This is a genomic window from Pseudomonas sp. GV085, assembly GCF_003050925.1.
Lineage (GTDB): Bacteria > Pseudomonadota > Gammaproteobacteria > Pseudomonadales > Pseudomonadaceae > Aquipseudomonas.
This window is the reverse complement of record NZ_QAOV01000012.1, coordinates 135,138-161,496: the sequence shown is the minus strand read 5'-3', so window position 1 is coordinate 161,496 and position 26,359 is coordinate 135,138. Positions and strand designations below refer to the sequence as shown.

The window sequence follows — 26,359 nt, the reverse complement described above, 5'->3', positions numbered from 1 at the left end:
CTATTTCGCGGTTGCATCTATAGCAAGCTACTGTATAAACCGCCCCATATAAACCGCGCCATACAAGCAAGAGGATCCCGGACGTGGAAGAAATCATCGAACAACTGCGTGAAGCCAACGAACCGGTACCGGTCCCCTTGGAATTGCCCGACGAAGACCTGCTGGTCGAAATCGAAGAACAACTGTTCATCGATATTCCGTTCGTCTTCAGAGAGTTTCTGCTGACTGTCAGCGACGTGGTCTACGGCAGTCTGGAACCGGTCACCGTGACCGACCCGCAATCCCACACCTACCTGCCCGACGTTGCCGCCAACGCCTGGGACGCCGGCGTCGATCGCAGCCTGATCCCGATTTGCCAGGACGGTGATGACTACTATTGCGTCGAAGAAGACGGCACCGTGGTGCTTTGGCAAGCCGAAGAAGAGCTGATCGCCGAAGAAACCTGGGAATCGGTGTGGCACTGGGCACGGGACGTCTGGCTGGAAAGCTGACCCAGTCAACGCCGCAGGGTGGTCAATGCCCGGACGACTCCTTGTGATTGTCGAGGGTTTCCAGCAACGCCACCTGCATCCGCGTATGCACACGAATGAACCAGCGCCACAGCAGCGCCGCTACGGCGGCCGCGACCACAGCGATCAGCACCAGCAACTTGTTGGTCGGCAGAATACTGGCCGACAAGGCTGCCAATAGCAAAAAGATCACCAGCAGCGACAGGATCGGGATCACTTCGGCTATCACCCGGCGCACCCGCTGCGTGTGGCGCCCGGCCATTTCCGGCTTAACGCCCATTTCCGTCAGCAACATCGACAGCGCCTTTAGCTTGCGGTACGCAGCAATCAAAAACGGCAGCGATAACAGCAGCGCCCCACCCCAGATCAACGCCTTTTGCCAGCTCGGATCGTTGATCCAGCCTTGCAGGTAAGCTGACATACGCTCGGCGAAGTACGCCCCCGAGAAGAAGATCGCGATCACGAGCGCCAGATTGACTCCTACCTGCAGCAAGATCCGCCGAATCATGGATGCCAGTAACGCCCTCTCACCCTGAGGCTGGATGCTGCGCAGCCATTCGCCGTACATCCCCAACACTCGTCCCAGGCGTTCTGGCATGACACCGGCGAGCTTGATCGACAATGGATCGGCCGCGCGAATCAGATATGGCGTCAGCAAGGTCGTGATTACCGAAACGGCCACCGCGACGGGGTACAGAAAGTCACTGGTGACCTGCAATGTCATGCCTAGCGCCGCGATGATGAAAGAGAATTCGCCAATCTGTGAAAGGCTCATCCCGACCCGCAGCGAGGTGCGTCCGTCATTGCCGGCGATAAATGCACCAAGGCCGCAAGACAACATCTTGCCGAGCACCACGGCTACGGTGATTACGGCGATCGGCCAGGCGTATTGCAGCAGGATCTTCGGGTCGAGCATCAGCCCGATCGCCACAAAGAAAATGGCGCTGAACAGGTCGCGAACCGGTTCAATCAAGCGTTCAATTTTCAGCAATTGCCGGGATTCAGCCATGATCGCGCCGATCAGGAACGCCCCGAGGACCATGCTGTATTCAAGCTTGACCACCAGCAGGCAGAAGCCGAAACACAGGCCCAGCACAGTAATCAGCAGCATTTCGTTGCTGTCGAATCTCGCCACGTAGGCCAGCAACCGCGGCACCATCAGAATGCCAATGACCAACGCAACGATCATGAACAGCGACAGCTTGCCGACTGTAGAAAACACTTCGCCGGAGCTGACCGTACCGCTGACAGCGATGCTGGAAAGTAGCGCGATGATGCCGATGCCCAGGATGTCTTCAACGATCAGCACCCCGAATATCAACTGGGCAAACCGCTCGTTTTTCAACTTCAGGTCGTTGAGCGCCTTAACAATGATGGTGGTCGAGGAAATCGCCAGGATCGCGCCGAGGAACAGTGAATCCATGGTGTTCCAGTCAAACCAGCGGCCAATTTCGTAGCCGATCCAGATCATCAGCACGATTTCCAGGAACGCCGCGATGAATGCCGTGGCCCCGACCTTGAACAGCTTGCGCAGGCTGAACTCCAGGCCCAGGCAGAACATCAGGAATATCACTCCGAGTTCGGCCAGGGTCTTGATGGTTTCTTCGTCGTGGATCAGACCGAATGGCGGGGTGTGCGGGCCAATGATGAAACCGGCGACGATGTAGCCCAGCACCACCGGTTGTTTCAGCCGATGGAAGAGCACGGTTACCACACCTGCGATCAACATGATCACTGCCAGATCCTGAATGAAACTGATGGCATGCATGGCGTGAGACTCCCTGGACGGCATTGCTCGATCCCCGAACACAGGAAAAGTCTGATCGAGCAAAAACAAAAATCGGAACTGCACGTAGGAAATGCCCTTGAGTCAGGGCTTTTTGCAGGGTAACACCGCGACTTCTGACAGAAAGGCGGTGCAATATATGGAAACAGATCGATCCGGCGTGACGGCGACTCCGCACCCGGCGTCCCGATAACTGTTGGTTTGAAAAAACCGCCGAGGCACCCGCAGAGGTGCATCCCTCAAACCTGGCCTTGACCCGTGAGAATGCTATGGAACCCGGAAACGCCCAGCTGTCGATGACGGTATTGATGACCCCTGACATGGCCAACTTCTCTGGCAATGTTCACGGCGGCACCCTGCTCAAATACCTCGACGAAGTGGCCTACGCCTGCGCCAGCCGTTATGCCGGTCGCTATGTGGTGACGCTGTCGGTGGACCAGGTCATTTTCCGTGAGCCGATCCATGTCGGCGAACTGGTGACCTTTCTCGCCTCCGTCAACTACACCGGCAACACCTCCATGGAGGTGGGTATCAAAGTGGTGACCGAGAACATCCGCGAGCGCTCGGTGCGTCACACCAACAGTTGCTTCTTCACCATGGTTGCGGTGGATGACCAGCGTAAACCTGCATCGGTACCACCGCTGCAACCGCAGAACAGCGAAGACAAGCGCCGCTATATGCAGGCCCAACAGCGCCGGCAGATTCGCCAGGAGCTGGAAAAGCGTTATCAGGAGATCAAGGGCGACGCTTAAAGCTAAAGATCGCAGCCTGCGGCAGCTCCTACAACCAGGTCACATTCCCTTGTAGGAGCTGCCGCAGGCTGCGATCTTTCTGCTCAAATCTGATTAAAAACTGATCGACGTCGCCTCGAACCTCACCCGCGGATGGGCAATCCGGTCCTGAGCCCGAACCAGTTCCAACTCGTAGCTGGCACACGCCTGGGTTTCCAGCAGCACTTCATGCACCGCCGACGCCGTGAACTCGAAAGCTGCCACCAGGCTGTCCCCCAACAGCACACGCGCCAGGAACAGCCCGGACGTCAGATCGCCCACGCCCACCGGCTGACGCGGAAACGCCAGCAACGGGCGCTGCAAATGCCAGCTTCCTTCGGCCGTCACCAGCAGCATCTCGAAGGTCTCTGCCGATTTGCCCGGGTAGTCCAGATGCTTGACCAGCACCGCTTTCGGGCCGCGCACCAGCAATGCACGCGCCATGGCCAGGCAATCGAACAGCGATTGCGGATTGCGCCCCGAGAAGCTGTCCAGCTCCAGTTGGTTCGGGCACATGAAGTCCGCCACGGCGGCGGCCTCTTCCAACAGGAAATCACTGACTTCCGCCGGAACACTGCAGCCCTTCTCCGGATGCCCCATGACCGGGTCACACAAGTACAGCGCTTTGGGATTCATCGACTTGATCCGCGCCACCCCCGTCAAAATCGCCCGCCCCTGGGCCGCACTGCCGAGGTAACCGGAGAGCACCGCATCGCAGTTGCCCAGCTCGCCAATCGCCGCGATACCTTCGACCAGGTCGGGGATCTGGTGCGGCGCCAGCACTTCACCGGCCCACTGACCGTACTGGGTGTGATTGGAGAACTGCACGGTGTTGAGCGGCCAGACATTCACCCCGACCCGTTGCATCGGGAAAACCGCGGCACTGTTGCCGGCGTGACCGAATACCACGTGGGACTGGATAGCGAGCAAATGCGGAGTACGTTTCATGCGGTGGATTTCCGTAAAACGATTGAAATTCTAGCCGCGCAGTATGCGACTAAACGCAGCCTGTACGACAGACCAGCGACGCAGTTAAGCTGACACTATCTTGTTGGAGCACCCTGTGATGCTGACCCTTGGAAATATATTCGTGCTGATGCTGTTCGCCACTGCCGGCGCATGGCTATGGCACAACCACGGCTTGCGCGAGCGCGCGCTGGAGCGGGTCAAGCAGCATTGCGGCAAACTCGGGATCGAATTGCTCGACGGCAACGTAGCCTTGAAAAGAATCGCGTTCATCAGGGATGCCAGTGGTCGGCGACGTCTGGCCCGTGTGTATAACTTCGAATTCACCGTGACCGGCGAAACCCGCCACAACGGCACCATCACCCAGTTCGGCGCTCACAGCGCACAGATTGAGCTGGCACCCTACCCGGTTCCGTTCGACGAAACCGAACCGGTGATCGACGTGGCGAAACCTCGTGCGCAAGTGATCGAGCTGAGCCAGTGGCGTCAGGAACATACCAAGTGGCGACCTTGATTCGTTAACCCGATTCGGATCGGCACGCAGCCAGTTCTTTCTGCAATAGCTCTGCATTCTTCGGCTCACTGAAAATCAGCTCGATACGCGAATCCTGCCGCCATTCACTGGGCCGCCAGTCCAGCACCGAGTTATCCACCGCGTTCACCGATACCCACCCTTGAGCACTGTGGATAACCAGCTTCGCCCGCTTCCAGCCAAGGCTTTCAAGCCAGCGGCCAACCTGCGCGGCATCAAACACCTGGCTCGAATGCCAGCGCCATCCGATGCTCCAGCCACCGTCCTGCTCCTGACTCAAGCAAATGGGCAATGCGGGATCGCTCCAGACGGCCGGCAGCTGCGCCAATCCCTTGGGCACGACGAAGTTATCCACACCTGCCAGTGCCTTGGCATTCAGCCCCGGTAACTCGCTCAAGGGTAGAACCGCCTGTTGCGTCCAGTACAGAGGGGTCGGCGGCAATTGCCCGGCGATTCGCTGGCGACTTACTTCTTCGAGACCTTCAGATTTGTTCAGCAGCAACAATCCCGCATGGCTCAGCGCTTGCTGCTGCGCCTGCGGCAGCGGTTTGCCTGCGGCAAGCGACTGGGCGTCCAGTACCAGTACACAAGGCTGAACAGCCAGCACGCCTCGCCATGGCGCTTCGCTCAATTGCCTGAGCAACTGCGCCGGATGCCCCAGCCCTGAGGGCTCGATAAACAGGCGATCCGGTTGCGCCTTGCGCAACAAACGCCCAAGACCAATCTGAAACGGCGCCCCGTTGACGCAACACAAGCAGCCCCCGGCCACTTCGCCCAGTGCGATACCATCGGCGTCCCGGGTCAGTAGCGCAGCGTCGAGACCGATCTGGCCAAACTCATTGATCAACACCGCCCACCGCTCGCCAGCCGGGCGCTGAGCCAGCAGGTGTTTGATCAGGCTGGTCTTGCCGGCGCCCAACGGACCGGCAATGACATGAGTGGGGATATTCTGCAGCATGGTCGATTATTTCTGAGGAGGTGATGGATGCGGTTGATTGGCTTGTCGTTGCTCCTGGCACTCGTTTCAGGCGAGGCGCTGGCCCAGGCTTGTGTGGTTCACAGCCAGGGCGAGCGGCTTGATGTCAAGGTTTGCCAGCAGAACCGCAACATCCCGCCAAAGCTCTTTGCCGATGGCTTCTGCCAGCCGAACCTGGCGGGGCAGAAAGTCGAAGTGCAGTATGTCGATCAATGCCCCGGCGGCGCATTTGGTATCTGCAGCAACGCCCAAGTCGCCAATATGCCCTACCACCAGGATATTCACTATTACGGCGTTGCCACCGACGCGGCATATTTGCAGCCGTACTGCGAGGCCCAGAGCCAGGGCACCTGGCTCAAGCCCTGAGGCGCCAGTAGAGGATCAGGCAACCTCTTCGTACCAAGGGCCGAATGGATCAGACAGCAAACTCCAGCCCTCTACGCCCAGCGCCATTTCCTCTTCAGTCAGCAGGCAGGCGTCCAGCTCGGCCGTGAGCTGCGAGAAGTCGATGTTCTGGCCGATAAATACCAGCTCCTGGCGACAGTCCCCGCTGTCGGCGGTCCAGTTTTTCATGATCCCGGCGGTACTTTCTTCGTCTTGCGGCCATTGGTTTTTCGGTACGTAACGCCACCAGCGCCCGGCAAAACCATAGCGCATCAAACCACCGGCCTGGGACCAGCTGCCAGCGTCCATGTGCTTGCTCGCCAGCCAGAAAAAGCCCTTGGAGCGCAGCAGCTTGCCGTTGTCCCAAGGACCGTCGATGAAGTTGAAGAAACGCTGCGGATGGAACGGCCGGCGAGCCCGGTAAGCACTGGAAGCGATACCGTATTCCTCGGTTTCCGGCACGTGTTCGCCACGCAGCTCCTGCAACCATCCCGGGGCCTGGGCAGCCTTTTCGAAGTCAAAACGACCGGTGTTGAGAATCTTGTTCAAGGGGATTTCACCCATCGCCATCGGAATGATTTCCGCCCGGGCGTTGAGCCGCTCAAGTATGGCGATCAGCTCCTCGCGCTCGTGGCTGCTGATCAAGTCGATCTTGCTGAGCAAAATCACATCGGCAAACTCGACCTGCTCAATCAACAGATCGGTAATCGAACGTTCGTCTTCCTCCCCTAGTGTTTCTCCTCGGGAAGCCAGGCTTTCGGCAGCCTGGTAGTCGAGCAGGAAGTTCATGCCATCGACCACCGTGACCATGGTGTCGAGACGTGCGATGTCGTTGAGGCTCTGGCCGTTTTCATCGCGGAAGGTGAAGGTTTCCGCAACAGGCAGCGGTTCGGAAATACCGGTGGATTCGATTAGCAGGTAGTCGAAGCGACCCTCCCTGGCGAGTTGGCTCACCTCCTCCAGCAAATCTTCACGTAACGTACAGCAAATACACCCGTTACTCATCTCCACCAAGCGTTCTTCAGCCCGATTAAGGCTGACATCACGTTGAACTTCGGTGCCATCGACGTTGATTTCGCTCATATCGTTAACGATGACTGCCACTCGCAATCCATCGCGATTACGTAGTATGTAATTAAGAAGTGTACTTTTTCCGGCACCAAGAAAGCCGGAGAGAACGGTCACGGGGAGTCGATTGGACATCTGCATATTCCTCACAGGGATGCCCGGTCGCTGTGTCGGGCTTGTATAATGTTATACTGTTACATTACAAATAAACCATCCCCCCTTGTCCGGCAGGGCAAAGGATACGATGCTGAACGCGTTCCTTTCCTGAGAAGCCCCATGCACAACGTCCTGAAACCTGCACTGATCATGCTTTCCCTGCTGGTGGCTGCCGACGCGATAGCCCAGATCCCGAGCCTGGCCAAGTGCACCCGCAGCGCCAACCTGCTGGCCTGTGTGGATGCGGATGGTAACGCCTACAGCGTCAACACCGTCGGCAGCACCATCTACCTGCGGGGTTTCGAAACGGCCGGAAAACGCTATTGGGCACAGACCAACAGCCGCTACGGCCAGCTGACGTTTTTCACCGGTATCGCTTCCGATGGCGAGACCTGGGTCGGTTACAACCGACGCGTCGGCTGGACCACGATCAACCGGTTTTCCAGCTCCGGCGGCAGCAGCGCCAAGTTCACCTGCAGCCGGATCGCTGGCTGTTAGGCCGGCTTGTTTTTCTGCTCTTGCTGCCAGGCAAGGTAGCTGTTGATTGGCGGATTTTTCTGAAAGTAGCGCTGCAACCCTTCGAACAGACCGTCAGCCACCGCCTGCTGATGGCGTGTGGTCACCAGCCGCTGACTGTCGCGGGCATTGGATATGAAGCCGGTTTCCACCAGGATCGAGGGCACATCCGGCGACTTCAACACCGCGAACCCCGCCTGCTCCACACGCTTCTGATGCAAGGTGGTGATACCCGCCAGGCTACCGAGCACGGTATTGCCCAGCTCCAGACTGGCGGCGAGGGTGGCATTCATCGACATGTCGAGGATGACCCCGGCGAGCATCGGATCCTTGTCCTTGAGATTCAAAAGGCTCGTCGCTCCCAGCAGGTCCGCGCCATTCTCTTGCTGCGCCATGAAGCGCGCAGTGGCAGAGGTCGCCCCTCCTTCAGACAGGCAGTACACCGACGCTCCCGATGCCGTAAGACGCGGAGCCGCATCGGCATGCACCGAGATGAACATATCGGCATTGTGCTTGCGGGCGATGTCCACGCGCTTGCGCAACGGCACAAAGAAATCGTCATTGCGCACCAGTTTCACGTCGAATCCTTTTTCGCGTTTCAGACGCCTGGCCAGCAACTGAGCGATGGACAGCACCACATCTTTCTCACGCTCGCCCTTGGCCCCGATCGCCCCCCCGGATCCTTGCCGCCATGACCGGGATCGACCACCACGATGACGTCGCGCATGGGATGGGCCTTGGCTATGGCCACTGCCGGCTCCGCTGGCGACGACGATGGCAACGGTGCGCTGGTTTTCAGATCGAGTACCAGCCGGTGCCCTTGCCCATCCTGGGGCGGCAGCAGGAAGCTGTTGAGCTGTACCGGCTCGCTGAGGTCGAGGACGATCCGCGTATCACCTTTGCCGAAATGCCCGGAGCGAATCGAACGGATCACGCCATCACCCAGGGCCAACTGACTGAAGTCGCTGCTGAGGCCGGCGCCACTGAGGTCGATGATCAGGCGCTCCGGGGTACTCAGTGAGAAGGTCTTGTACTGCACGGGTCCGCTCAGATCGAACACCAGCCTGAGCTTCCCATCCGAGCGCCAAAGCCGTGCGTTACGAATTTGCGTAGCCGCCGCGCCGAAGGGTAAAGCGAAGGCCGCACTGGCCAGAATCAGGTTGAGCAAGTGGCGTCTGTGCATGATGAAGGTCTGTTCATGAAAAAGGCATCGTCGATTGTATAGTTATACTATAACATACCAAATCAACTCCCACGATGGACCTGCTCATGAATGCGCTGACTCTGCCGGATATCGCCGCGCAGGCCTCACGCCAAGCCCTGCCACTGGAGTGGGTGGGCATGTGCGGCATTGCTCTACCTGTTTTGTTTGATGGCCAACGATTGAATGCAAAGGTCGATGCCGGCGTGAGCCTCGACGATGGCAGCGCGCGCGGCATTCATATGTCACGGCTCTATTTGGCGCTTGAATCGCTGGAGCAGGAAAACCTTTCTCCGGCTTTATTGAGGCGGGTTCTGCAGCGTTTTCTTGAGAGCCATGAAGGGTTGTCCAGCAGCGCACACCTAACCATTCATGCCGATTTGTTGCTGAAAAGGCCGGCGCTGATCAGTCCACTGGCTGGCTGGAAAAGCTATCCGGTCATCATCGAAGCACGTTTGAAAAACGCAATGTTCCACGTGGAACTAAAAATCGATGTGCCTTATTCCTCAACCTGCCCGTGTTCCGCAGCCCTTTCTCGACAGTTGATCCAGCAGCAGTTCGTCGATGATTTCGCCAACAAGTCACTGCAACACGCCGACGTTTTAGCGTGGCTCGGCTCCACCGACGGCATCGTCGCTACACCTCACAGCCAACGCAGCAGCGCAAAATTGTGCGTACGACTGGCTGATTTTTTGGACGAGTTTCCTCTGATCGCCGTCATCAATGACGCCGAAGCCGCACTCGGCACCGCTGTTCAAACAGCGGTAAAACGCGCCGACGAACAGGCCTTCGCCCTGGCCAATGGTCAGAACCTGATGTTCTGCGAGGACGCCGCACGCCGTTTGAATCTGGCCCTGAAAGGCTCCACAGGCATCAACGCCTTCCATATTCGAGTCACTCACGCCGAAAGCCTGCACGCCCACGACGCCGTCGCCGAAAGCCGTTTCAACTGGGAGGTCGCATGATTGCTTGCCACGATTTGCGCTGGGGCGCCCCGGGACAGCCACTCACACCCGCGCTGGACTTCGAACTGTCGAAGGGCAGCCTGACCGCCATCATCGGTGCGAACGGCTCCGGGAAAAGCAGCCTGTTGAAGGTCATCGCCGGCTTGCAAAAACCGTTGGCCGGGAAGGTGCGACTGAGTGTTCCAATCAAGGGCGGTGTGTCGTTTCTGCCCCAGCAACAACACCTGGACAGACAATTTCCGATCAGCCTTCAGGCATTGGTCGCCGCCGGTTTCTGGGGCAACAAACAGTCACCAGATATCCGTAGCCAACGACTGAAAACCGTCCTCGAAAACTGGCGCCTGAACGGCCTGGAAGATCGACCCTTGATGGCCCTCTCCGGCGGCGAATTGCAACGCGCCCTGCTCGCCCGATTGAGCCTGACCGACGCACCCGTGCTGTTGCTCGATGAACCCCACGCGGCCCTCGATGAACTCGGCCAGGCATTGCTCTGGAAGCACATACACGATTGGCACCTCGAAGGCCGGACACTGGTGATCGTATGCCATGACCTGGCCGCTGTCCGCGAGCACATCCCATACACATTGCAGATCAAAAGCAGCGGTTGTGCATTCGGCCCGAGCACCGAACTGATCCGCCAACAACCACAGGCACAGGTGGCCTGATGATCGCTGCCGCGCATCTTTGGCAACCGTTCCAGGAGTTCGTCTTCATGCGTCGGGCGCTGCTTGGCGGACTGGTGTTGGCGTGTAGCACGGCACCACTTGGGGTGTTTCTGATCCTGCGGCGCATGAGTCTGATCGGCGATGCCGTCGCCCACGGCATCCTTCCCGGGGCGGCGCTGGGTTTCTGGTTTGCCGGGTTGAGCCTCCCGGCATTGACCATTGGCGGCCTCGGTGCCGGCCTGAGCATGGCCGGCCTCGCGGCCTGGATTACCCGACGCACCGGCCTGCGAGAAGACGCCAGCCTCGCGGCGATCTACCCGATTTCCCTGGCCGGTGGCGTGCTGATTCTCGGCATCGCCGGCAAACGCCTGGACCTGTTGCACCTGCTGTTTGGCTCGGCTTTGGCTGTCGACGGCCCGACCTTGACCGGCATGCTTTGGGTCTCGGGCCTGAGCCTGATTGCCATGACACTGATCTACAAACCACTGCTGCTCGACACCCTCGACCCGCTTTTTCTGCAGACCGTCAGCCGACTCGGTCCACTGGCCCACGGCGTTTTCCTGACGCTGGTGGTGTTGAATCTGGTCATCGGATTCCAGGCGATCGGCGCGTTGATGGTAGTCGGCCTGATGATGTTGCCTGCCGCCGCGGCACGTTTCTGGAGCCGCCGCCTGCCGGTGCTGATCGTCGTCGCTGCCTTGATCGGCAGCCTCTCGGTGTGGCTGGGTTTATTGATCTCGTTCTATTACTCACTGCCCAGTGGCCCGGCAATCGTGCTGGTGGCCGGCGGTGGATATCTGTTGTCCGTGGTGTTCGGGCCGGTGCACGGCTTGCTGCGCCGCCCGCCTTTGCTCACATCCCAATGAGGTGTTACCCGATGCGCGCTTTACTCGTGCTGTTCAGCTTGATGGTGTCGATGTCGCTGTCTGCCGCCGAAAAACTCCAGGTGGTCACCAGCTTCAGCATCCTTGCCGACATGACCCGCCAGGTCGGCAAGGATCATATCCAGATCACCAATATGGTCGGCCCGGACGCGGATGCCCATACCTACGAGCCGACACCGGACGACGCCAAAGCGCTGCTCAAGGCCAGGCTCATCATCAAGAACGGTCTGGGTTTCGAGCCTTGGCTGGATCGCCTGGTGACGAGCACCGAGACCAAAGCAACGGTCATCAGCGCAAGCCACGGCGTCATACCGCGTAGCCTGGATGAAGACGGTGAAACCGTTCCCGACCCGCATGCCTGGCACAACCTGGCGAACACCGAGTTGTACATCGCTAACATTACCAAGGCGCTGATCGCCGCTGACCCGGCGAACACAGCCGACTATGAGCGCAACAGCCGGATGTACCTGAAACAGGTCTACGCCCTGCTTGCCGAAGCCAAGGCCAAGCTCGGCTCGCTGCCACCGGGCAACCGCAAGGTCGTGACGTCCCATGACGCCTTCGGTTATCTCGGCCAGGCCTACGACATCGAGTTCATGGCGCCTCAAGGTCTCTCCACCGAGCGCGAACCTTCAGCCGCCGAAGTGGCCGCACTGATCACCCAGATTCGTCAGGCCAAGGTCAAGGCGGTGTTTATGGAGAACATCAAGGACGCGCGCCTGCTCAAGCAGATCGCGGATGAAAGCGGCGCGCAGATCGGCGGCACGCTGTACTCCGATGCCCTCGCGGCGAGCGGTCCGGCCAGCACCTTCACCGGATTGTTCGAGTACAACCTCAACACCCTGTACAACGCTCTGAGCAAGCCATGATCCGCAAGAACCCTTCCGGAGATTTACCGCTGATTGCCGAGTCGGCCTACGTCGACAAGACGGCGATCATCTGCGGCAAAGTGGTGATCGGCGAGAACGTGTTCGTCGGGCCCTATGCCGTGATCCGTGCTGACGAAGTCGATGAGTCAGGCGACATGCAGCCGATCACCATCGGCGCCAACTCGAACATCCAGGACGGCGTGGTGATCCACTCCAAATCCGGTGCGGCGGTCACCATCGGCGAGTTCAGTTCCATCGCCCACCGCTCGATCGTGCATGGTCCCTGCACCGTGGGCAATCGAGTGTTCATTGGCTTCAACAGCGTGCTGTTCAACTGCGTGGTCGGTGACGGTTGCGTGGTGCGGCACAACTCGGTGGTCGATGGTCGTGACCTGCCTGAAGCCTTCTACGTGCCCTCCACCACGCGGATCGGCCCCAACACCGACCTCTCGCAATATCCGCCGGTGAGCGTCAGTGCCTCGGAGTTTTCCGAAGACGTGGCGCGCACCAACGTCGACCTGGTGCGCGGCTACAAAGCCCTGCAAAACGAGTTCTGACGCGGGAGGCCAAAAACAGCCATCGTGTCAGGACAAATTGCCTGGCACGACAAACGTCTTAATGTTTGCCCCTACGGTTTATGCGATAAAGCTCGTTAGAAGCACCTGAGTACGCCGACCATGATCCAGATCACCCTGTCCGACGGTTCATTGCGTGAGTACGACCAGCCGCTGTCCGTGCACGAGGTGGCTGCCAGCATCGGCCCCGAACTGGCCAGCGCGGCTGTAGCGGGCCGAGTCAATGGTGTGCTGGTGGACTGTGAATACATGATCGAGGCGGATGCCCGGGTCAGCATTGTCACCCCCCGGGAGCCGGACGGCCTGGAGATCTTGCGCCGCTCCTGTGCCTTGATGCTGGCGATGGCGGTCAAGCAACTCCACCCACATGCGCAAATGCGTGCGGGCAAGGAATTGGGCGACGGGTTCTTTTACGAGTTTGCCGTCGAGCCACCGCTGACCGCGGCAGACCTGCCCCTCATCGAAGCGCGCATGCAATCACTGGCAGCGACCAATCACTCGATCCGTCGCCGGCCGGTGCGCGAAGCAGTGTCGCTATACCGGCTGGGGGACACCGAGTACCAGAGCCATGGACCGCATGTCCCCACCACCAAAGTCTTGCAGGCGTTTACCCTCGACCACATCAACGGCACGTTACAACAACGTATCTACGGCACCTGCTGGTCCAGCCATCAGGAACTGCAACAGTGGCGCGTTCCACCCCACGTGGTCGTTGTGAGCATGGATGATCGCCAGGCGACTTATGCACAAGCGGTGACCGAGTCCTTGCGCCAACGGGGCGTACGCGCCAGGGCCGACCTGCGTAACGAAAAGGTTCACTACAAGATTCGCCAGCACAGCCAGACCGTGCCGTATCTGGTGGTGGTGGGCGAGAAAGAACAAGCTGGGGGATTTGTCAGTGTGCGCAGCCGAACGGGGGAAGATTTTGGCCGGATGCCTGTCGAGGCGGCGTGTGAATGGTTGAGTCGTCCCGAGATTTAGGAAGGCCGTGCGGACGCCTTCGCGAGCAGGCTCGCTCCCACATTGATTGTGTGTCGATCACCAATCCCCTGTGGGAGCGAGCCTGCTCCGGGCGGCGTTCCGACGAAGCTCTTTTAAGCTCTTGGCTTCACAGTACCGCAATCCTGCCCCAGCCAGACGGCGCGGGATTCGAGGCTGCCCTTCTGCTGAATGCCGGTGGCGTTGAACGTTCCGTTGACCTTGGTGGTGAACTCGCGATCACTGAGGAATGTCGCCACGCCCGCACCCTGGGCTTTCGGGCAGCTGAAACGGAACTTCCACTGATTGCCGGAGCGGTCGGTGATTTCCTGCTTGCAGCCCGACTGCGGATCGGTCAACGGAATGTTGTCGGTCTTGACCTGTTCCGGGGTCAGGCACGCCCGGATCCCTTTACCGCCCATGGTGATGCCCTGTTTTTCCAGCATTGCACGCTGCTGAGGGGTCATCTGGCTCTGGAGCTGACCGAGGATCAATTGCAGGTCCGGCATGTTCTGTTCATCGACCTTCATGTTGCTCGTAGTCAGCTCCCACAATCCTGGTTGCAGCATTTGCGCGTGAGCCGCCACAGGAAGTGCCAAACCCAGTGCCATGGCCAAACCCAGCAGACGAACGTTCATCGAGTAACTCCTGATCAGTAGTGGCCGTTAGACGTCAGCCGCAGGCTTCGGTTCATGGGCCAATTAATTAGCGACATTCTGCACGGAACATGGTCTGTTAAGCACTGAATCTTCAGGAGCAAGGCAGCCCCCATGGATTATTTCGGACCGCATATTTTCGGTTATACCATCGCCCTGCTGCACTCGCTGGGCCTGATCGCGGCCATACACGCCGTGTTGACCGTCCGTACCGCTCAAGGCTCGATCGCCTGGGCGCTGTCGCTGTTTTTCATCCCTTACTTCACGCTGATCCCGTACCTGATGTTCGGCCGCAGCACCTTCGATGGCTACATCAAGGCCCGACGGCAGGCCAACGAAGAAATGCGCAAGGCCGTTTCCGAACTCAACTGGCGACCCTGGATAGAAGAGGCGCTCACCGCCCGCGCTTCTTCTGCATACGCCTCACTCAGAGCGATGCCCAAGCTCGGACACATGCCCTGTCTGGCCAACAACCAAATGCGTCTCTTGATCAACGGTCAGAACACGTTCGAGGCCATTTTCGATGCCATCAGCCAGGCGAAAGAAGCCGTGCTGATCCAGTTTTTCATCGTTCACGACGACCGCCTCGGCCAGCGCCTGCAAAACCTGCTGTTGAAGAAAGCCGCCGAAGGCGTGGCGATTTACCTGTTATATGACCGAATCGGCAGCCATTCCCTACCCCACGGCTATGTGCAGGCCTTGCGTGATGGCGGGGTCGAGGTCAAAGCCTTCGCCACCCGCAGTGGCTGGCTCAACCGCTTTCAGGTGAACTTCCGCAACCACCGCAAGATCGTGGTGGTGGACGGCATCCTGGGCTTCGTCGGCGGGCACAACGTCGGTGACGAATACATGGGCGAGAAACCGCCCCTGGCGCCCTGGCGCGATACCCACGTGCAAGTGCGCGGACCGGTGGTGGCGTGCATGCAGGAGTCTTTCGCCGAAGACTGGTTCTGGGTGGCTCGTGCACTGCCGCCGCTGATCTTGCCGGAGGTCTATCCGGAAGACGGCGTGCTCTGCCAGTTACTCGCCAGCGGTCCGGCCGATGCCTATGAAACCTGTTCATTGTTCTTTGTCGAAGCGATCCATGCGGCGACGCAAAGGGTCTGGATCACCAGCCCGTATTTCATCCCCGATGAAGCCGTGTTCGCAGCATTGCGCCTGGCGGTACTGCGCGGCCTGGATGTGCGTCTGCTGTTGCCGTCCAGGCCCGACCACCGAATCGTCTACGCCGCCTCCAGCCTCTACGCCTTCGAAGCGGTGCGCGCGGGTGTGCGGGTGTTCCGCTACCAACCCGGGTTCCTGCATCAGAAAGTGGTATTGATCGACAGCGAAATCAGTGCCATCGGCAGTGCCAACATGGACAACCGTTCGTTCCGGCTGAATTTCGAAGTGATGTTGCTGACTGTCGACCGCGCATTCGCCGCCGAGGTGGAACAGATGCTCAACGATGACTTTGCCAACGCCCACGAAATCGCCAAGGAAGAAGGCCGGGAGACCCGCCGCGTCCAACAGGTCGGCATGCGGGTCGCCCGGCTTATTTCGCCGATTCTCTAGAGGTAGATATCGTCACGGGTCCATGGCAGTTCATGACTGCCATCGGCGTGGGCCTTCACTGCGAGAATCTGGTGCAGGTTGATCCAGCCGCGAGCGAACGCGTAGGCACAACCGGCCAGGTACAGCCGCCAGATGCGCAGGACCTGTTCCGGCACCAGTTTGGAGGCCGCCTCGAGATTGTCTTCCAGGCGTTCGCTCCAGTGATCGAGCGTGCGAGCGTAGTGCAGGCGCAAACTCTCGACATCGACGATTTCCAGCCCCGCCTCACTGATCTCGGCAGAGATCATCGACAGATGCGGCAGCTCGCCGTTGGGGAACACATATTTCCCGATGAAATCACCGGCACCGCGCCCCACCGGACGGCCATCGGTGTATTTGGCGGTGATCCCGTGGTTCATCACCAGGCCGCCCTCTTTCACCGCGTCGAACAGGGTCTTGCAGTACTCGGCAAGATTGGCGTGGCCAACGTGTTCGAACATGCCGACGCTGACCACTTTGTCGAAACGGCCATCCTGCGGCAGGTCGCGATAGTCGAGCAGTTGCAGTTCGACCAGGTCCTCCAGGCCCTCCGCTTTTACGCGTTCCCGGGCCAGGGCCAACTGCTCTTTGCTGAGGGTGATACCGAACACTTTCGCGCCAAATTCTCGCGCCGCATAACGCGCCAAACCGCCCCAACCGCAACCCACATCCAGCAAGTATTCGCCGGGCTGCAGGCGCAGCTTGCGGCACAAATGACGGAACTTGGCTTGCTGGGCCTGCTCGAGGCTTTCACTGCCGGTCTCGAAGTAAGCGCAGGAGTACGCCATGTCGCTGTCGAGCCATAGCTGATAGAACGCGTTGGAAAGGTCGTAGTGGTAGGAAATCGCCTTGGCGTCTGTCTCTTTGTCGTGGGCGCTACGAACAGGCTGATTGTCGTCGCCTTCGTCCAGCAACGCCTGGCTCCACTCATCGCAGACGCGGATCACATCGCTGATGGAGCCTTCCAGTTCCAGTTTGCCTTCGACATAAGCAGCGCCAAGGGCATCCAGGCTTGGATGGGTAAACTGGGTGACCATTTGTGGGTCCTTGACCACAATCGTGACACTGGGCGTCGGCCCCAGATTGAATTCATGGCCATCCCAGAGTCTCAGGCGAAGCGGTAACTGCAGATTCTGTAAGGCCGGTGGAAGATGCGCGAGCATGAAGAATCCCCCTTGTTTCAGACGTCTAAACAGAGGGTAGACCATCTTTGAAAAATAGCTGGCTATCGAATTAATAGCCGTTTTCAATGATTCGCGACGCCTACACCTGCCGCCGCGAACGCACAAAAATGATGTGCCCTCATCTCCAATGACTACGAACCGGGCGCACAGTTCTAAAAAGTTGAAGCACCGTCATTGCCCGGTTTAGAGCGTTCGCCTTCAGGTTTCGTCCTTGAGCTTGAGCAACGGCTCCTGGAACCGCAGCAAACGACCGGCATTGCCCAACACCAGCAAGGTGCTGAGGTTATGCAGCAACGCCGCAATCATCGCCCCGGCAGCGCCAAGCCAGCCGAACGCAGCGAAGGCTACGATCGCCAGGGTCCAGCCCAGTCCGATGATCACATTGACCTGCAACGTCTGGCGGCACTGACGACTCAAGCGCACGCAGGTGCCGAGGCGGCGCAGGTCACTGCCAATCAGCACAATGTCGGCGGAAGCCAGGGCGATGTCCGCACCGCCGGCGCCCATCGCCACACCGACCACTCCAGCCTTGAGCGCGAGTGAATCGTTGATGCCATCGCCAACCACCATCGGCCGGAAGCCGCTGTCGATCTCCTTGAGCACGCGGTTGAGTTTGTCTTCGGGCAAGGCTTGCGCTTCGACATCACTGATCCCGACATCCCGGGCCAGCGTTTGCGCGACGCTGTGCCGGTCACCGGTGAGCAACAACTGACGACCCAATCCCAGCTCACGCAGTTCGCTCAAGGCAAACTGTGCCTCGGGTTTGACGCTGTCGGCCAGCAACAGCCAGGCAAGAAACTCCCCGTTGAGCGCCAGCCCGGCAATCGGACCGTCGTGATCGGGAACCGCCGTCGTACTGATGCCCAGTTGCGCGAACAACTCCGGCCGGCCGAGCGCTGCTTCACCCTGCCCGGTCATCGCCACCACACCGAGACCCTGGCGTTCACGAATGTCGGAAAGCAGCAGGAAATGCTCCTGGGTCACCAACCCCGCGAGCGCGCGGCTGACCGGGTGACTGCTGGCCGAGCCGAGGCTGGCGGCGAGCTTGAGGACATGGCTGCGATCCTCCAGCGGACTGTCGATGGATTGCAGGCGCAAGGTGCCGAATGTCAGCGTCCCGGTTTTGTCGACTACCAGCGAGGTCAGGTCCGCCAACTCTTCAAGGAACGCGGAGCTGCGGATCAGAATCCCGTGGCGTGCCGCGACCGCCACCCCGGCAATAGCCGTCGCCGGTGCCGACAACACCAGCGCACAAGGACAGGCTGCCACCAACACCGCGAGCATCGCTTGAGCGTTGTTGGTGATGAACCAGGTCACCGCCGCCAGCAGCAACACCAGCACCATATAGCTGCCGGCGTAACGCTCCAGTAGACGAGTGATCGGCGGCTTCGAGCGCTCGGCGTTTTGCATCAGGGCGATGACTTTTCCGAGGGTCGACTCATGGCCGGTACGGGTCACTTCGATTCGCAGCAAACCGTCGAGGTTAATTGCGCCACCGAACACCGACATGCCGACGCCCGCCTCCATCGGCACCGATTCGCCGGTAATGGAGGCCGTATCGAGACTGGCCTGACCGGACAATACCCGGCCATCCGCCGGCACCCGGTCCCCGGCCCGCACCTCGACCAGATCGCCCGCCTTGAGCGTGCCGTTGTCGACTTCGATGATGGAGCCGTCCACCTGCACTTTGCGTGCGTGGCTGCGGGTCAGTTTGCCGAGGGCGTGAATCGCTTCCTGGGAGCCGATCACGCTGCGCTCTTCCAGCACGTGGCCGAAGATCATGATGATCGGCAACAGCGCCGCCGTCAGCAGATCTCCGGTAGCCCAGGCACCCAGCATGGCCAGGGCAATCAATTGATCGGTGATGCCGTGCAGGCTCGGATATCGCAAGCTGTACCAGGCCGAGCGCATGACCGGCACGGCAACCAGCAGTGACGCAAAACCCAGCAGCAGCTGACTGACGCCAGTCTGCTCCGGCGCCAGCCAACGCCAGATCAGGCCCAGCGCAAGCAGGCCCAATGCGAGCATGGCCAGGGTCAACTGGCGCGCGGCGCGGCGCTGTTCGGCCGAAGACAGCAGGCTCGGCACGGCGGCGGTTTGAGCGGTCATTGTGCAGCTCCCTGAATGATCAGGCGGGAATCGTCTTTGGGATCAACCGTCGTGACCGATCCGGCCTGACCGAGAATTTTCGGCATCCGCTCGCGGTAAATCCGCAGCAGCATTTGCGGGTCGGTACCTTGCAGTTGCGCCTTGGCCAGGCTTAACACGGTGGCCGTATCAGCCGACGCCTTGGCCAGTCGTTCACTCGCCTGGGCATGGGCCACTTGCAGCGTACGGTCGGCTTGCTCGTTGGCGGTCTGCGTCAGCTTCTCCGCTTCGGTGCGCGCATTGGCGACAGCCTTATCGGCTTGCTGGCTGGCCGTCAGTACCGCGTTGAAAGCGTTCACCGCAGGACTTGGCAGACTCGATTGCACATCGACCCGCGCCACTTCGATCCCCAAGCCTTGCCCGGTTGCAGTGAGTTCGGCCAGCCGTTGATTGATGCCCTGCACCAGATCACCACGCAAGCGCTCGCGTCTTTCCGCCGCCTGGCTATCGGCGCCGATCAATTCCGGGCGAGCAACCAGGATAGTGTCCAGATCCCGTGCAGCCGTGAGCGCGACCGCGCTGCGGGTTACCAGTCGATCCAGCGCCGGCAACACGTGTTCGCCCTGAAGTACGAACGCATAGGGCTCGGTGACTTTGTAGAAAACCCGCACATCGAGTTGCACCACACCGGCATCACCCGTTAACAGGTAGCCTGAGCCTGCGAGGGCATCGCTGATGGGCGTGGCAAAACTGGCCACGCGATCTGCCTGCATCGCGGCACCACTGCGCAACAGACTGTCCACTCGCCGCTCGATCACCCGGTCCGCCGCCGGCAACAAAATCACCTGCTCGAAGGGTTGCGGCCAGGCCAATAACAACCCGGCATTCTGAATGCGATCCAGCGCGCCGAAATGCAAAACCACCGCGCGATTTTGTGGATCGATCTGCCGCACATTGGAAAACACCCACGCCAATGCCGCCAACACCGTCACCGCATACAAAGCCAGAAACGCCAAGCGCCCGGCCTGAATCCAGGGGCTGCTCAACTCATTTGTTCCACGTGGAACCAAACTCATGGCTGCGATCCGGACTTGTTATCGAGGCTCGGCGGACCATCAACCAACACCCGGAACGGTGCGGCATCGGTGCGCAGAATCAGCTTGGTCCCTGGCGTCACCACCGTGCCCAGGGTATCGAGCGAGCGCAGCAGGTTGTAGAGCTGCGGCGATCCTGCATAGGCACGACCATAAATCTGCGCCGCTTCGACGCGCGATTGCGCTTCGATATCTGCCGCTTTCACTGTGGCATCGGCCTGCACGATCCGCGCATCACGTTCGGCGGCGGAACGAATTTGCGCGGCTTCACGCTTGCCGATCGCCGTGCGCTCAGTAGCGATGGTTTCACGCTCGGCACGCATCCGGTCGACCGTCGCGGTGAGCGTCACCGACGGCAGCGTCAATCGTTCGATACCGACCTGCAACACGCGCACGCCATAAGTGGTGAGCAGTTGCTGATCGATTTGCTTGCGCAGCTGTGCTTCGAAATCGGCGATGCGCACCTGGCTGGCATCGGTGTTCACCAGATTCGCCAGGTCAAAACTGCTGGCGGTGGTTTCCAGTGCGGAGCCGACAAAGGTTCGAATCTGCCTTGCGGCTTCATCGGGCTGGTTCTGCACTGCGCGCATGAAACGTTGCACGTTGTCCGGATCACCCTGCACCTGCCACGCCACGTAGGCCTGAACGATGATACGCAAACCGTCACGCGTGCCGACATCCTGCAAGCCGCTGGACGTGGTGCGCAGCCGTAGATCCACCGGGATCGCCGCCTCGAACGGTGCCGGCCAGCGCCAGCCAAGTCCCGGTTCCAGCAAGACTCGTGAAGGGTTGCCGAAGCGTGTGATCACCGTGGCTTCCCCTGAACGCACCTGCACCAGGCTCGCGGCGGCGACTGCAAACGCCACCAGCAATGCCGCCCACCCCATCCGGCGCCATGGGAATGGACCGGCCTCTTGCGGATCGCCGTGATGATGGTGATGGCCGTGGTGGTGATGCCCGCCATGACCGTGATCGTGGCCGGCGTGGTCATCGTGATCGTGAGTATGGGACTGGCTCAATTGGCAGCTCCTGGCTGAGCGGTTTTACGCGACGGCGCAGGGTCAACCGGCAGCGTGAACGTACGGAGGTCGATGGTTGGCGCGTTGCTGCTGCCGCCCAGTCGATGATCGAGAACCAGCAATTTGGCGTTGGCCAAACCCTGGGACAACTGGCTGAAATACTGCTCCAGCACGAAGGCCTGGCCAGCGCTGGCATAGGCTTTTTGCTCGGCGTTGAATTTCAGGTCCGCGGCCTCGGCACCAGCATTGATCTCACGGGCGCTGGCTGTCGCCTGATCGCGGGCGATGCTGGCCTGCAACTGCGCCTGATTGGTGGCCTCGGCGGCGGCGCCGCGTTCACGGGCGATCAAGGCTTGCGCGCCAATCTGCGCCGCTTGCACGCCGTGATAGGCATTGGCTGCACCGGCCGGAGGGTGAATTGCTTCGACCACCGTGGCGAGAATTTCCACGCCGCTATCGAGTTTTTGCAGGTCCGCCTGCACCGCGCGGCCGATCTCTTCGGCCAGCCCTACCCTGTCCTCACCCAGCAAACCATCGAGGGTGCGCGAGGCGAAGTCGTGAACCAGGACTCGGCTGGCAGTGCTGCGAATCAACATCGGCACATCGGCGCTGTTATAGGTCGCAGACAACGCCGCCTGATCGCTCAGACCGATGCGATAGACGAAGCGCACGTCCATGTTGACGATCTGAAAGCTCTGCTTGTCGGCTCGGCTGCTGGCAATCACCTGGGATTTGTCGTTCACATGGCTGGCGTCCCACAAGCGGTTGGCAATCGCCGGGGCCGGACCTTCGGCGGGGTCGGCCTGAGCAGGGGGCGAAGTTTCGCCAACACTGGTGGCCAATTCGTGAACCACGCCATTCTCGACGCTCAACACCCGGCCCAATGGCCATGGCAAGCCCATATGCAAACCTGGGCCGAACACCTCCACCGGCTTGCCGAAGCGCTCGTAGATTCCACGCTCTTGCAGGGCAATTTGGTGAATGCCGGTCAGCGACCAGCCAACCAGCGAAACCACTGCCAACACCGGCAGGAACGCCCGACGCATGTAAGAGAAGGCCCAGATCTGCCGCAGGTCGATGCCGAAGCGGTTATGCAATTCGTGCTGCAACGCCAGCAAAGGCTGTGGTGGCCAGCGCAGCATGTCGGCGACAAAACTGCGCGCCAGTAGCTCCGGCTCAAGACGTTCGCGGCGCGGGCTGAACAATGACAACAGCGCGCGCAGCAACAGCTCCGCCGCCACCAGCCCCGGCAGCAGACCGATCAACACTGCCAGACGTACAGGCCATAACGAGGTTTCATCGGCAAACAACAGACAAAAAGCACCGAGCACCAGGCAGATGATCGCCACACGGATCAATTGCGCCAACGTAGCGGCTTCAGGCCATTGCGCGGTGTTTTCCTGCGCCAGATGGCGTTCCATCACCAACAGGCCAAACGCCAACAACAAGAAGCACGCCGCCCCGACATTGGCCGACAGGCCCAGCGCTGCCGGGGGCAACGTGAGGTTCCAGGCTTGTTCGATGCCCAATACCGCCAACAATGCCCAGCAGCCAAGCCACAACGTTGGCGCACCGATTTGCCCGACCAGGTGCTGCGATTGCCGGCTGATCCGGTCCAGCAAACGTTCATACCACCCCGAGGGTGCGACAGACTCGTCGACAACCACCACCGGCACTACGGGATTCATGGCGCGGACACGCCACTGGGTTACCCACCAGGCCGATTGCAAACCGGCCATCAACACCACAGACGCAGCGCTCAGGTTCAGCAGCAACGCCGGCCACAGTGTTTGCGAGAAAAACAGCCCGGCAAAAAGCGCCAGCAGCACACCCACCGTCGCGAATACGCCCGCACCGATGGCGAACCGCCGCAAACGCCGCCCTTGAATGAACGCCTGCTGAAAGCGCGGCAACCCGGCTAACGGCGCTTCATCAACATCGAGATCGACTTGCATACCACCCCAGAGTGTCTTCGCTTACAGGACAATTCGTTACGATATAACGAAAATGGTGAAATTTCCGTATTCAAGCGCGCCATCTAAAGATGCCCAACCTGTCGCTTACCTGAAGCCTTGACCGAAATGCGGCAGAACGCACATATTACGTTCGTAATTTTATCCGGGAACTACTTTTACCGATCCTTCCCCTTTCGATCCAGGAGTACATCCATGAGCACTTATGACGTCGTGATACTCGGCGCAGGCCCGGGCGGTTACAACGCAGCGATCCGCGCCGGACAACTGGGTCTGAAGGCGGCCTGCGTGGAAGGACGCGCCACACTCGGCGGCACCTGCCTGAACGTCGGCTGCATGCCATCCAAGGCATTACTGCATGCCTCCGAACTGTACGACGCGGCCATGGGCGCGGAATTTGCCAACCTGGGGATCGACGTCAAACCCAGCCTCAACCTCGCCCAAATGATGAAGCAAAAGGATGAAAGCGTTACCGGGCTGACCAAGGGCATCGAGTTTCTTTTCCGCAAAAACAAAGTCGACTGGATCAAGGGCTGGGGCCACATCGACGGGCCGGGCAAAGTCACGGTGACCGATAGCGCCGGTGGCAAGACCGAACTGAGCGCCAAGGACATCATCATCGCCACCGGTTCCGAGCCCACGCCCCTGCCCGGCGTGGACATCGATAACAAACGCATACTCGACTCCACCGGCGCCCTGGCGCTGACCGAAGTGCCCAAGCATCTGGTGGTGATCGGCGCTGGCGTGATCGGTCTTGAGCTGGGTTCGGTATGGCGGCGCCTGGGGGCGCAGGTAACGGTGGTCGAGTTTCTCGACCGGATCTGCCCCGGCGTGGACATCGAAGCCGGCAAAACCCTGCAGCGTTCCCTGAGCAAGCAAGGCTTGAGTTTCAAATTGAGTTCAAAAGTGACCAGCGCCACCACCTCCGCCTCCGGTGTGCAGCTCAGCATCGAGCCTGCCGCAGGCGGTGCTGCCGAGTTGCTGGAAGCCGATTACGTACTGGTGGCCATCGGGCGCCGGCCTTATACCCAGGGCCTGGGCCTGGAGAATGTCGGCCTCGCGACGGACAAACGCGGCATGCTCGCCAACAAGGGTCATCGAACCGAAGCCGCCGGGGTCTGGGTGATTGGCGACGTGACTTCGGGCCCCATGCTCGCCCACAAGGCCGAGGACGAAGCCATGGCCTGCGTCGAGCAGATCGTCGGCAAGGCGGGCGAGGTCAATTACAACCTGATCCCCAGTGTGGTCTACACCAGACCGGAACTGGCCAGTGTCGGCAAGACCGAAGAGCAGCTCAAGGCTGAAGGCCGCGCGTACAAGGTCGGCAAGTTTCCCTTCACCGCCAACAGCCGGGCGAAGATCAACCACGAAACCGAAGGCTTCGCCAAAGTGCTGGCCGATGAGCGCACGGACGAAGTCCTGGGCGTGCATCTGGTCGGCCCGAGCGTCAGTGAAATGATTGGCGAGTATTGCGTGGCCATGGAGTTCAGCGCCTCGGCCGAAGACATCGCCCTGACCTGCCACCCACACCCGACCCGCTCCGAGGCCTTGCGCCAGGCGGCGATGGATGTGGAGGGGATGGCGACGCAGATGTAAGACCTGAAGAGTTGCAGTGACTGATCTATCGCATTCGCGAGCAGGCTCGCTCCCACAAGGTTTGCGTTGTACCTGTGGGAGCGGGCTTGCTCCGGGCGGCGTTCCGACGATGCAGACGACTCGGTCTAGAGCGGCAAATGCTCCAACGGCAACGCCCCCGGCGCCTTCACCGTATGAATCGCAAAATTGCTGCGGATATCGCTCACTCCCGGCAGCTTCAACAAACGCCCGGTGAGAAACCGGTCATAGGCACGCAAGTCCGGCACCACCACCTGCAGCAGAAAATCCGACTCCCCTGACACCAGAAACGCCGAAATCACCTCGGGTAATGCCGTCACCGCCAGGCGAAAGCTTTCGGCTTGTTCGTCGTTATGACGCTCGACCTTGACTCCGACAAACACCGTCAGCCCTAACCCCACCTCATCGCGATCCAGATTGGCCTGGTAGCCGCGAATCACCCCCGCGTCTTCAAGCATCCGCACCCGGCGCAAGCAGGGTGACGCCGACAGGCCGATCTCGTCTGCCAGTTGCACATTGCTCAGGCGTCCATCCCGTTGCAGCGCGGCGAGAATCTTGCGGTCATAGGCGTCGAGTTTCATGGTTTGGCAGATCCAGATGGTTCGAGCGAAAGAAAGTGGCAGATTATGCCAATACGGCGCCCGATAGAAGCCGACAACGCAAGCACCTGCCCTGCCCTTCAGCCCTAGACTGGCACCACCGAATCGACAACGAATGGGGTGCAACGTGGAAGGACTCTGGCTGTTTTTCATGGCACTGGCGGTGGTCTATCTGTTGCCGGGGCCTGACATGATCCTGCTGTTGCAGACCGGTGCCCGCCAGGGCAAAGGTGCCGCGCTGGCCACGGCCGTGGGTTTGGGCATCGCCCGGGGTTGTCATGTGGCATTGGCGGCACTGGGGCTGGCAGCACTGTTCAAGGCGGCGCCCTGGACCTTCGATGTGGTGCGCCTGGCAGGCGCCGCGTACTTGCTGTGGATCGGCATTCAGTGCCTGCGAACCACGATGCTGCCGAGCTTGACCGGCACTGACACAACCGGCGAAAAACCGCGCTGGGGCGCAGCCATCCGACGCGGACTGTTGACCAACCTGCTCAACCCCAAGGCACTGTTGTTCTGCTCGGTGCTGCTACCGCAATTCATCAACCCAGAGGCCGGACCGGTGCTCGGGCAATTTGCGACGTTGGGCGTGGTGCTGGTCGGTGTCGGTTTGCTGTTCGACAGTGCTTACGCCCTGGTCGGTGCGGCACTGGGCCGTTGGCTGCAACGCAGCCCTTCGGCCCAGCGCCTGCAACAATGGTTGTTCGGCAGCCTGTTGATCGGTTTCGCCGTGCGGCTGACCTTTGTGCAACAGGCTTGAACC

Annotated in this window: 25 protein-coding genes and 1 pseudogene; 14 read left to right on the top strand and 12 right to left on the bottom strand. The window is 60.2% G+C overall.

Translation table 11 applies throughout. The annotated features are described in order from the left end of the window. The first annotated feature begins 83 nt into the window (after positions 1-83). A complete protein-coding gene (locus tag C8K63_RS23390) occupies positions 84-491 on the top strand; it encodes an SMI1/KNR4 family protein (protein WP_003187120.1) in 408 nt (135 codons plus the stop codon). Positions 492-513: 22 nt separating this feature from the next. Here C8K63_RS23390 and C8K63_RS23385 read toward each other — a convergent pair whose 3' ends face one another. Further along, positions 514-2,277 carry a cation:proton antiporter gene (locus tag C8K63_RS23385; protein ID WP_108218835.1) on the bottom strand — a complete coding sequence of 588 codons (1,764 nt, stop codon included), beginning with the start codon at positions 2,275-2,277 and terminating at the stop codon, positions 514-516. Positions 2,278-2,564: 287 nt separating this feature from the next. On the opposite strand from C8K63_RS23385, the gene C8K63_RS23380 reads away from it, so the two are divergent. Then, positions 2,565-3,047, top strand: coding sequence for an acyl-CoA thioesterase (locus C8K63_RS23380; protein ID WP_007934430.1), 483 nt, complete (start codon positions 2,565-2,567; stop codon positions 3,045-3,047). Between the two features lie 93 nt (positions 3,048-3,140). Here the strand turns inward: C8K63_RS23380 and pdxY are convergent, their stop codons facing one another. Next, entirely contained in the window at positions 3,141-4,013 is an 873-nt protein-coding gene (gene pdxY / locus C8K63_RS23375) for a pyridoxal kinase PdxY (RefSeq protein WP_108218834.1), read from the bottom strand. Between the two features lie 118 nt (positions 4,014-4,131). On the opposite strand from pdxY, the gene C8K63_RS23370 reads away from it, so the two are divergent. Next, entirely contained in the window at positions 4,132-4,545 is a 414-nt protein-coding gene (locus tag C8K63_RS23370; protein WP_108218833.1) for a DUF3301 domain-containing protein, read from the top strand. A gap of 4 nt (positions 4,546-4,549) precedes the next feature. Here the strand turns inward: C8K63_RS23370 and C8K63_RS23365 are convergent, their stop codons facing one another. After that, a complete protein-coding gene (locus C8K63_RS23365) occupies positions 4,550-5,521 on the bottom strand; it encodes a GTP-binding protein (RefSeq protein ID WP_108218832.1) in 972 nt (323 codons plus the stop codon). Between the two features lie 27 nt (positions 5,522-5,548). Between C8K63_RS23365 and C8K63_RS23360 the strand changes: the two genes are divergently transcribed. After that, the gene (locus C8K63_RS23360; RefSeq protein WP_108218831.1) at positions 5,549-5,905 is read left to right on the top strand and encodes an NADH:ubiquinone oxidoreductase; all 357 of its coding nucleotides are present in this window, start codon (positions 5,549-5,551) and stop codon (positions 5,903-5,905) included. A gap of 15 nt (positions 5,906-5,920) precedes the next feature. Here the strand turns inward: C8K63_RS23360 and zigA are convergent, their stop codons facing one another. After that, the gene (zigA, locus tag C8K63_RS23355; RefSeq protein WP_108218830.1) at positions 5,921-7,126 is read right to left on the bottom strand and encodes a zinc metallochaperone GTPase ZigA; all 1,206 of its coding nucleotides are present in this window, start codon (positions 7,124-7,126) and stop codon (positions 5,921-5,923) included. A 141-nt stretch (positions 7,127-7,267) separates the two neighbouring features. Between zigA and C8K63_RS23350 the strand changes: the two genes are divergently transcribed. Next, positions 7,268-7,645, top strand: a complete 378-nt coding sequence (locus C8K63_RS23350; RefSeq protein WP_108218829.1) for a glutamine synthetase — start codon at positions 7,268-7,270, stop codon at positions 7,643-7,645. Here C8K63_RS23350 and C8K63_RS23345 read toward each other — a convergent pair. Next, positions 7,642-8,846, bottom strand: a pseudogene (locus C8K63_RS23345) (N-acetylmuramoyl-L-alanine amidase). The gene C8K63_RS23350 and the pseudogene C8K63_RS23345 sit on opposite strands and share 4 nt — an antisense overlap. Positions 8,847-8,932: 86 nt before the next feature. Here C8K63_RS23345 and folE2 point away from each other — a divergent pair. The 6 genes from folE2 (at position 8,933) to C8K63_RS23315 (ending at position 13,803) form a co-directional block, all read left to right on the top strand. Continuing rightward, complete coding sequence (folE2, locus tag C8K63_RS23340) at positions 8,933-9,829, top strand: GTP cyclohydrolase FolE2 (protein ID WP_108218828.1); 897 nt, start codon at positions 8,933-8,935, stop codon at positions 9,827-9,829. Further along, entirely contained in the window at positions 9,826-10,494 is a 669-nt protein-coding gene (locus tag C8K63_RS23335) for a metal ABC transporter ATP-binding protein (RefSeq protein WP_108218827.1), read from the top strand. The genes folE2 and C8K63_RS23335 overlap by 4 nt, the downstream gene beginning before the upstream one ends. Next, a complete protein-coding gene (locus C8K63_RS23330; RefSeq protein WP_108218826.1) occupies positions 10,494-11,360 on the top strand; it encodes a metal ABC transporter permease in 867 nt (288 codons plus the stop codon). Before C8K63_RS23335 ends, C8K63_RS23330 begins: the two co-directional genes overlap by 1 nt. Positions 11,361-11,371: 11 nt before the next feature. Continuing rightward, entirely contained in the window at positions 11,372-12,247 is an 876-nt protein-coding gene (locus tag C8K63_RS23325) for a metal ABC transporter substrate-binding protein (RefSeq protein ID WP_108218825.1), read from the top strand. After that, positions 12,244-12,804 (top strand): carbonate dehydratase, encoded by a 561-nt coding sequence (locus C8K63_RS23320; RefSeq protein WP_108218824.1) that lies wholly within the window; start codon positions 12,244-12,246, stop codon positions 12,802-12,804. The genes C8K63_RS23325 and C8K63_RS23320 overlap by 4 nt, the downstream gene beginning before the upstream one ends. A 120-nt stretch (positions 12,805-12,924) precedes the next feature. Further along, positions 12,925-13,803 carry a His/Gly/Thr/Pro-type tRNA ligase C-terminal domain-containing protein gene (locus C8K63_RS23315; protein ID WP_108218823.1) on the top strand — a complete coding sequence of 293 codons (879 nt, stop codon included), beginning with the start codon at positions 12,925-12,927 and terminating at the stop codon, positions 13,801-13,803. A 113-nt stretch (positions 13,804-13,916) separates the two neighbouring features. On the opposite strand, the gene C8K63_RS23310 is transcribed toward C8K63_RS23315, so the two are convergent. Beyond that, positions 13,917-14,438, bottom strand: coding sequence for a DUF3617 domain-containing protein (locus C8K63_RS23310; protein ID WP_108218822.1), 522 nt, complete (start codon positions 14,436-14,438; stop codon positions 13,917-13,919). 132 nt (positions 14,439-14,570) lie between these two features. Here C8K63_RS23310 and cls point away from each other — a divergent pair, with 132 nt between their 5' ends. After that, complete coding sequence (cls, locus tag C8K63_RS23305) at positions 14,571-16,010, top strand: cardiolipin synthase (protein WP_108218821.1); 1,440 nt, start codon at positions 14,571-14,573, stop codon at positions 16,008-16,010. Here the strand turns inward: cls and cfaB are convergent. The 5 genes from cfaB to hflK (C8K63_RS23280) form a co-directional block, all read right to left on the bottom strand. Beyond that, positions 16,007-17,191 (bottom strand): C17 cyclopropane fatty acid synthase CfaB, encoded by a 1,185-nt coding sequence (cfaB, locus tag C8K63_RS23300; RefSeq protein WP_108218820.1) that lies wholly within the window; start codon positions 17,189-17,191, stop codon positions 16,007-16,009. The two genes, cls and cfaB, sit on opposite strands and share 4 nt — an antisense overlap. Positions 17,192-17,410: 219 nt before the next feature. Further along, positions 17,411-19,321, bottom strand: coding sequence for a cation-translocating P-type ATPase (locus tag C8K63_RS23295; RefSeq protein ID WP_108218819.1), 1,911 nt, complete (start codon positions 19,319-19,321; stop codon positions 17,411-17,413). After that, positions 19,318-20,376, bottom strand: coding sequence for a protease modulator HflK (gene hflK, locus C8K63_RS23290; protein WP_108218818.1), 1,059 nt, complete (start codon positions 20,374-20,376; stop codon positions 19,318-19,320). Before hflK (C8K63_RS23290) ends, C8K63_RS23295 begins: the two co-directional genes overlap by 4 nt. Next, positions 20,373-21,413, bottom strand: a complete 1,041-nt coding sequence (gene hflC / locus C8K63_RS23285) for a protease modulator HflC (protein WP_108218817.1) — start codon at positions 21,411-21,413, stop codon at positions 20,373-20,375. Before hflC ends, hflK (C8K63_RS23290) begins: the two co-directional genes overlap by 4 nt. Continuing rightward, entirely contained in the window at positions 21,410-23,368 is a 1,959-nt protein-coding gene (gene hflK / locus C8K63_RS23280) for a protease modulator HflK (RefSeq protein ID WP_108218816.1), read from the bottom strand. The genes hflC and hflK (C8K63_RS23280) overlap by 4 nt, the downstream gene beginning before the upstream one ends. A 213-nt stretch (positions 23,369-23,581) precedes the next feature. Here hflK (C8K63_RS23280) and lpdA point away from each other — a divergent pair, with 213 nt between their 5' ends. Continuing rightward, on the top strand, positions 23,582-24,982 hold the full coding sequence (gene lpdA / locus C8K63_RS23275; protein WP_108218815.1) for a dihydrolipoyl dehydrogenase: 1,401 nt from the start codon (positions 23,582-23,584) through the stop codon (positions 24,980-24,982). A 125-nt stretch (positions 24,983-25,107) separates the two neighbouring features. Here lpdA and C8K63_RS23270 read toward each other — a convergent pair whose 3' ends face one another. Further along, the gene (locus C8K63_RS23270) at positions 25,108-25,581 is read right to left on the bottom strand and encodes an Lrp/AsnC family transcriptional regulator (RefSeq protein WP_108218814.1); all 474 of its coding nucleotides are present in this window, start codon (positions 25,579-25,581) and stop codon (positions 25,108-25,110) included. Positions 25,582-25,726: 145 nt separating this feature from the next. On the opposite strand from C8K63_RS23270, the gene C8K63_RS23265 reads away from it, so the two are divergent. After that, on the top strand, positions 25,727-26,356 hold the full coding sequence (locus C8K63_RS23265) for a LysE family translocator (protein WP_108218881.1): 630 nt from the start codon (positions 25,727-25,729) through the stop codon (positions 26,354-26,356). Positions 26,357-26,359: the final 3 nt, after the last annotated feature.

Coding starts and splice junctions, on each gene's coding strand:
- C8K63_RS23385 (WP_108218835.1), bottom strand. CDS start 2,277: ATGCATGCCATCAGTTTCATTCAGGATCTGGCAGTGATCATGTTGATC.
- C8K63_RS23380 (WP_007934430.1), top strand. CDS start 2,565: ATGGAACCCGGAAACGCCCAGCTGTCGATGACGGTATTGATGACCCCT.
- pdxY (WP_108218834.1), bottom strand. CDS start 4,013: ATGAAACGTACTCCGCATTTGCTCGCTATCCAGTCCCACGTGGTATTC.
- C8K63_RS23370 (WP_108218833.1), top strand. CDS start 4,132: ATGCTGACCCTTGGAAATATATTCGTGCTGATGCTGTTCGCCACTGCC.
- C8K63_RS23365 (WP_108218832.1), bottom strand. CDS start 5,521: ATGCTGCAGAATATCCCCACTCATGTCATTGCCGGTCCGTTGGGCGCC.
- C8K63_RS23360 (WP_108218831.1), top strand. CDS start 5,549: ATGCGGTTGATTGGCTTGTCGTTGCTCCTGGCACTCGTTTCAGGCGAG.
- zigA (WP_108218830.1), bottom strand. CDS start 7,126: ATGTCCAATCGACTCCCCGTGACCGTTCTCTCCGGCTTTCTTGGTGCC.
- C8K63_RS23350 (WP_108218829.1), top strand. CDS start 7,268: ATGCACAACGTCCTGAAACCTGCACTGATCATGCTTTCCCTGCTGGTG.
- folE2 (WP_108218828.1), top strand. CDS start 8,933: ATGAATGCGCTGACTCTGCCGGATATCGCCGCGCAGGCCTCACGCCAA.
- C8K63_RS23335 (WP_108218827.1), top strand. CDS start 9,826: ATGATTGCTTGCCACGATTTGCGCTGGGGCGCCCCGGGACAGCCACTC.
- C8K63_RS23330 (WP_108218826.1), top strand. CDS start 10,494: ATGATCGCTGCCGCGCATCTTTGGCAACCGTTCCAGGAGTTCGTCTTC.
- C8K63_RS23325 (WP_108218825.1), top strand. CDS start 11,372: ATGCGCGCTTTACTCGTGCTGTTCAGCTTGATGGTGTCGATGTCGCTG.
- C8K63_RS23320 (WP_108218824.1), top strand. CDS start 12,244: ATGATCCGCAAGAACCCTTCCGGAGATTTACCGCTGATTGCCGAGTCG.
- C8K63_RS23315 (WP_108218823.1), top strand. CDS start 12,925: ATGATCCAGATCACCCTGTCCGACGGTTCATTGCGTGAGTACGACCAG.
- C8K63_RS23310 (WP_108218822.1), bottom strand. CDS start 14,438: ATGAACGTTCGTCTGCTGGGTTTGGCCATGGCACTGGGTTTGGCACTT.
- cls (WP_108218821.1), top strand. CDS start 14,571: ATGGATTATTTCGGACCGCATATTTTCGGTTATACCATCGCCCTGCTG.
- cfaB (WP_108218820.1), bottom strand. CDS start 17,191: ATGCTCGCGCATCTTCCACCGGCCTTACAGAATCTGCAGTTACCGCTT.
- C8K63_RS23295 (WP_108218819.1), bottom strand. CDS start 19,321: ATGACCGCTCAAACCGCCGCCGTGCCGAGCCTGCTGTCTTCGGCCGAA.
- hflK (WP_108218818.1), bottom strand. CDS start 20,376: ATGAGTTTGGTTCCACGTGGAACAAATGAGTTGAGCAGCCCCTGGATT.
- hflK (WP_108218816.1), bottom strand. CDS start 23,368: ATGCAAGTCGATCTCGATGTTGATGAAGCGCCGTTAGCCGGGTTGCCG.
- lpdA (WP_108218815.1), top strand. CDS start 23,582: ATGAGCACTTATGACGTCGTGATACTCGGCGCAGGCCCGGGCGGTTAC.
- C8K63_RS23270 (WP_108218814.1), bottom strand. CDS start 25,581: ATGAAACTCGACGCCTATGACCGCAAGATTCTCGCCGCGCTGCAACGG.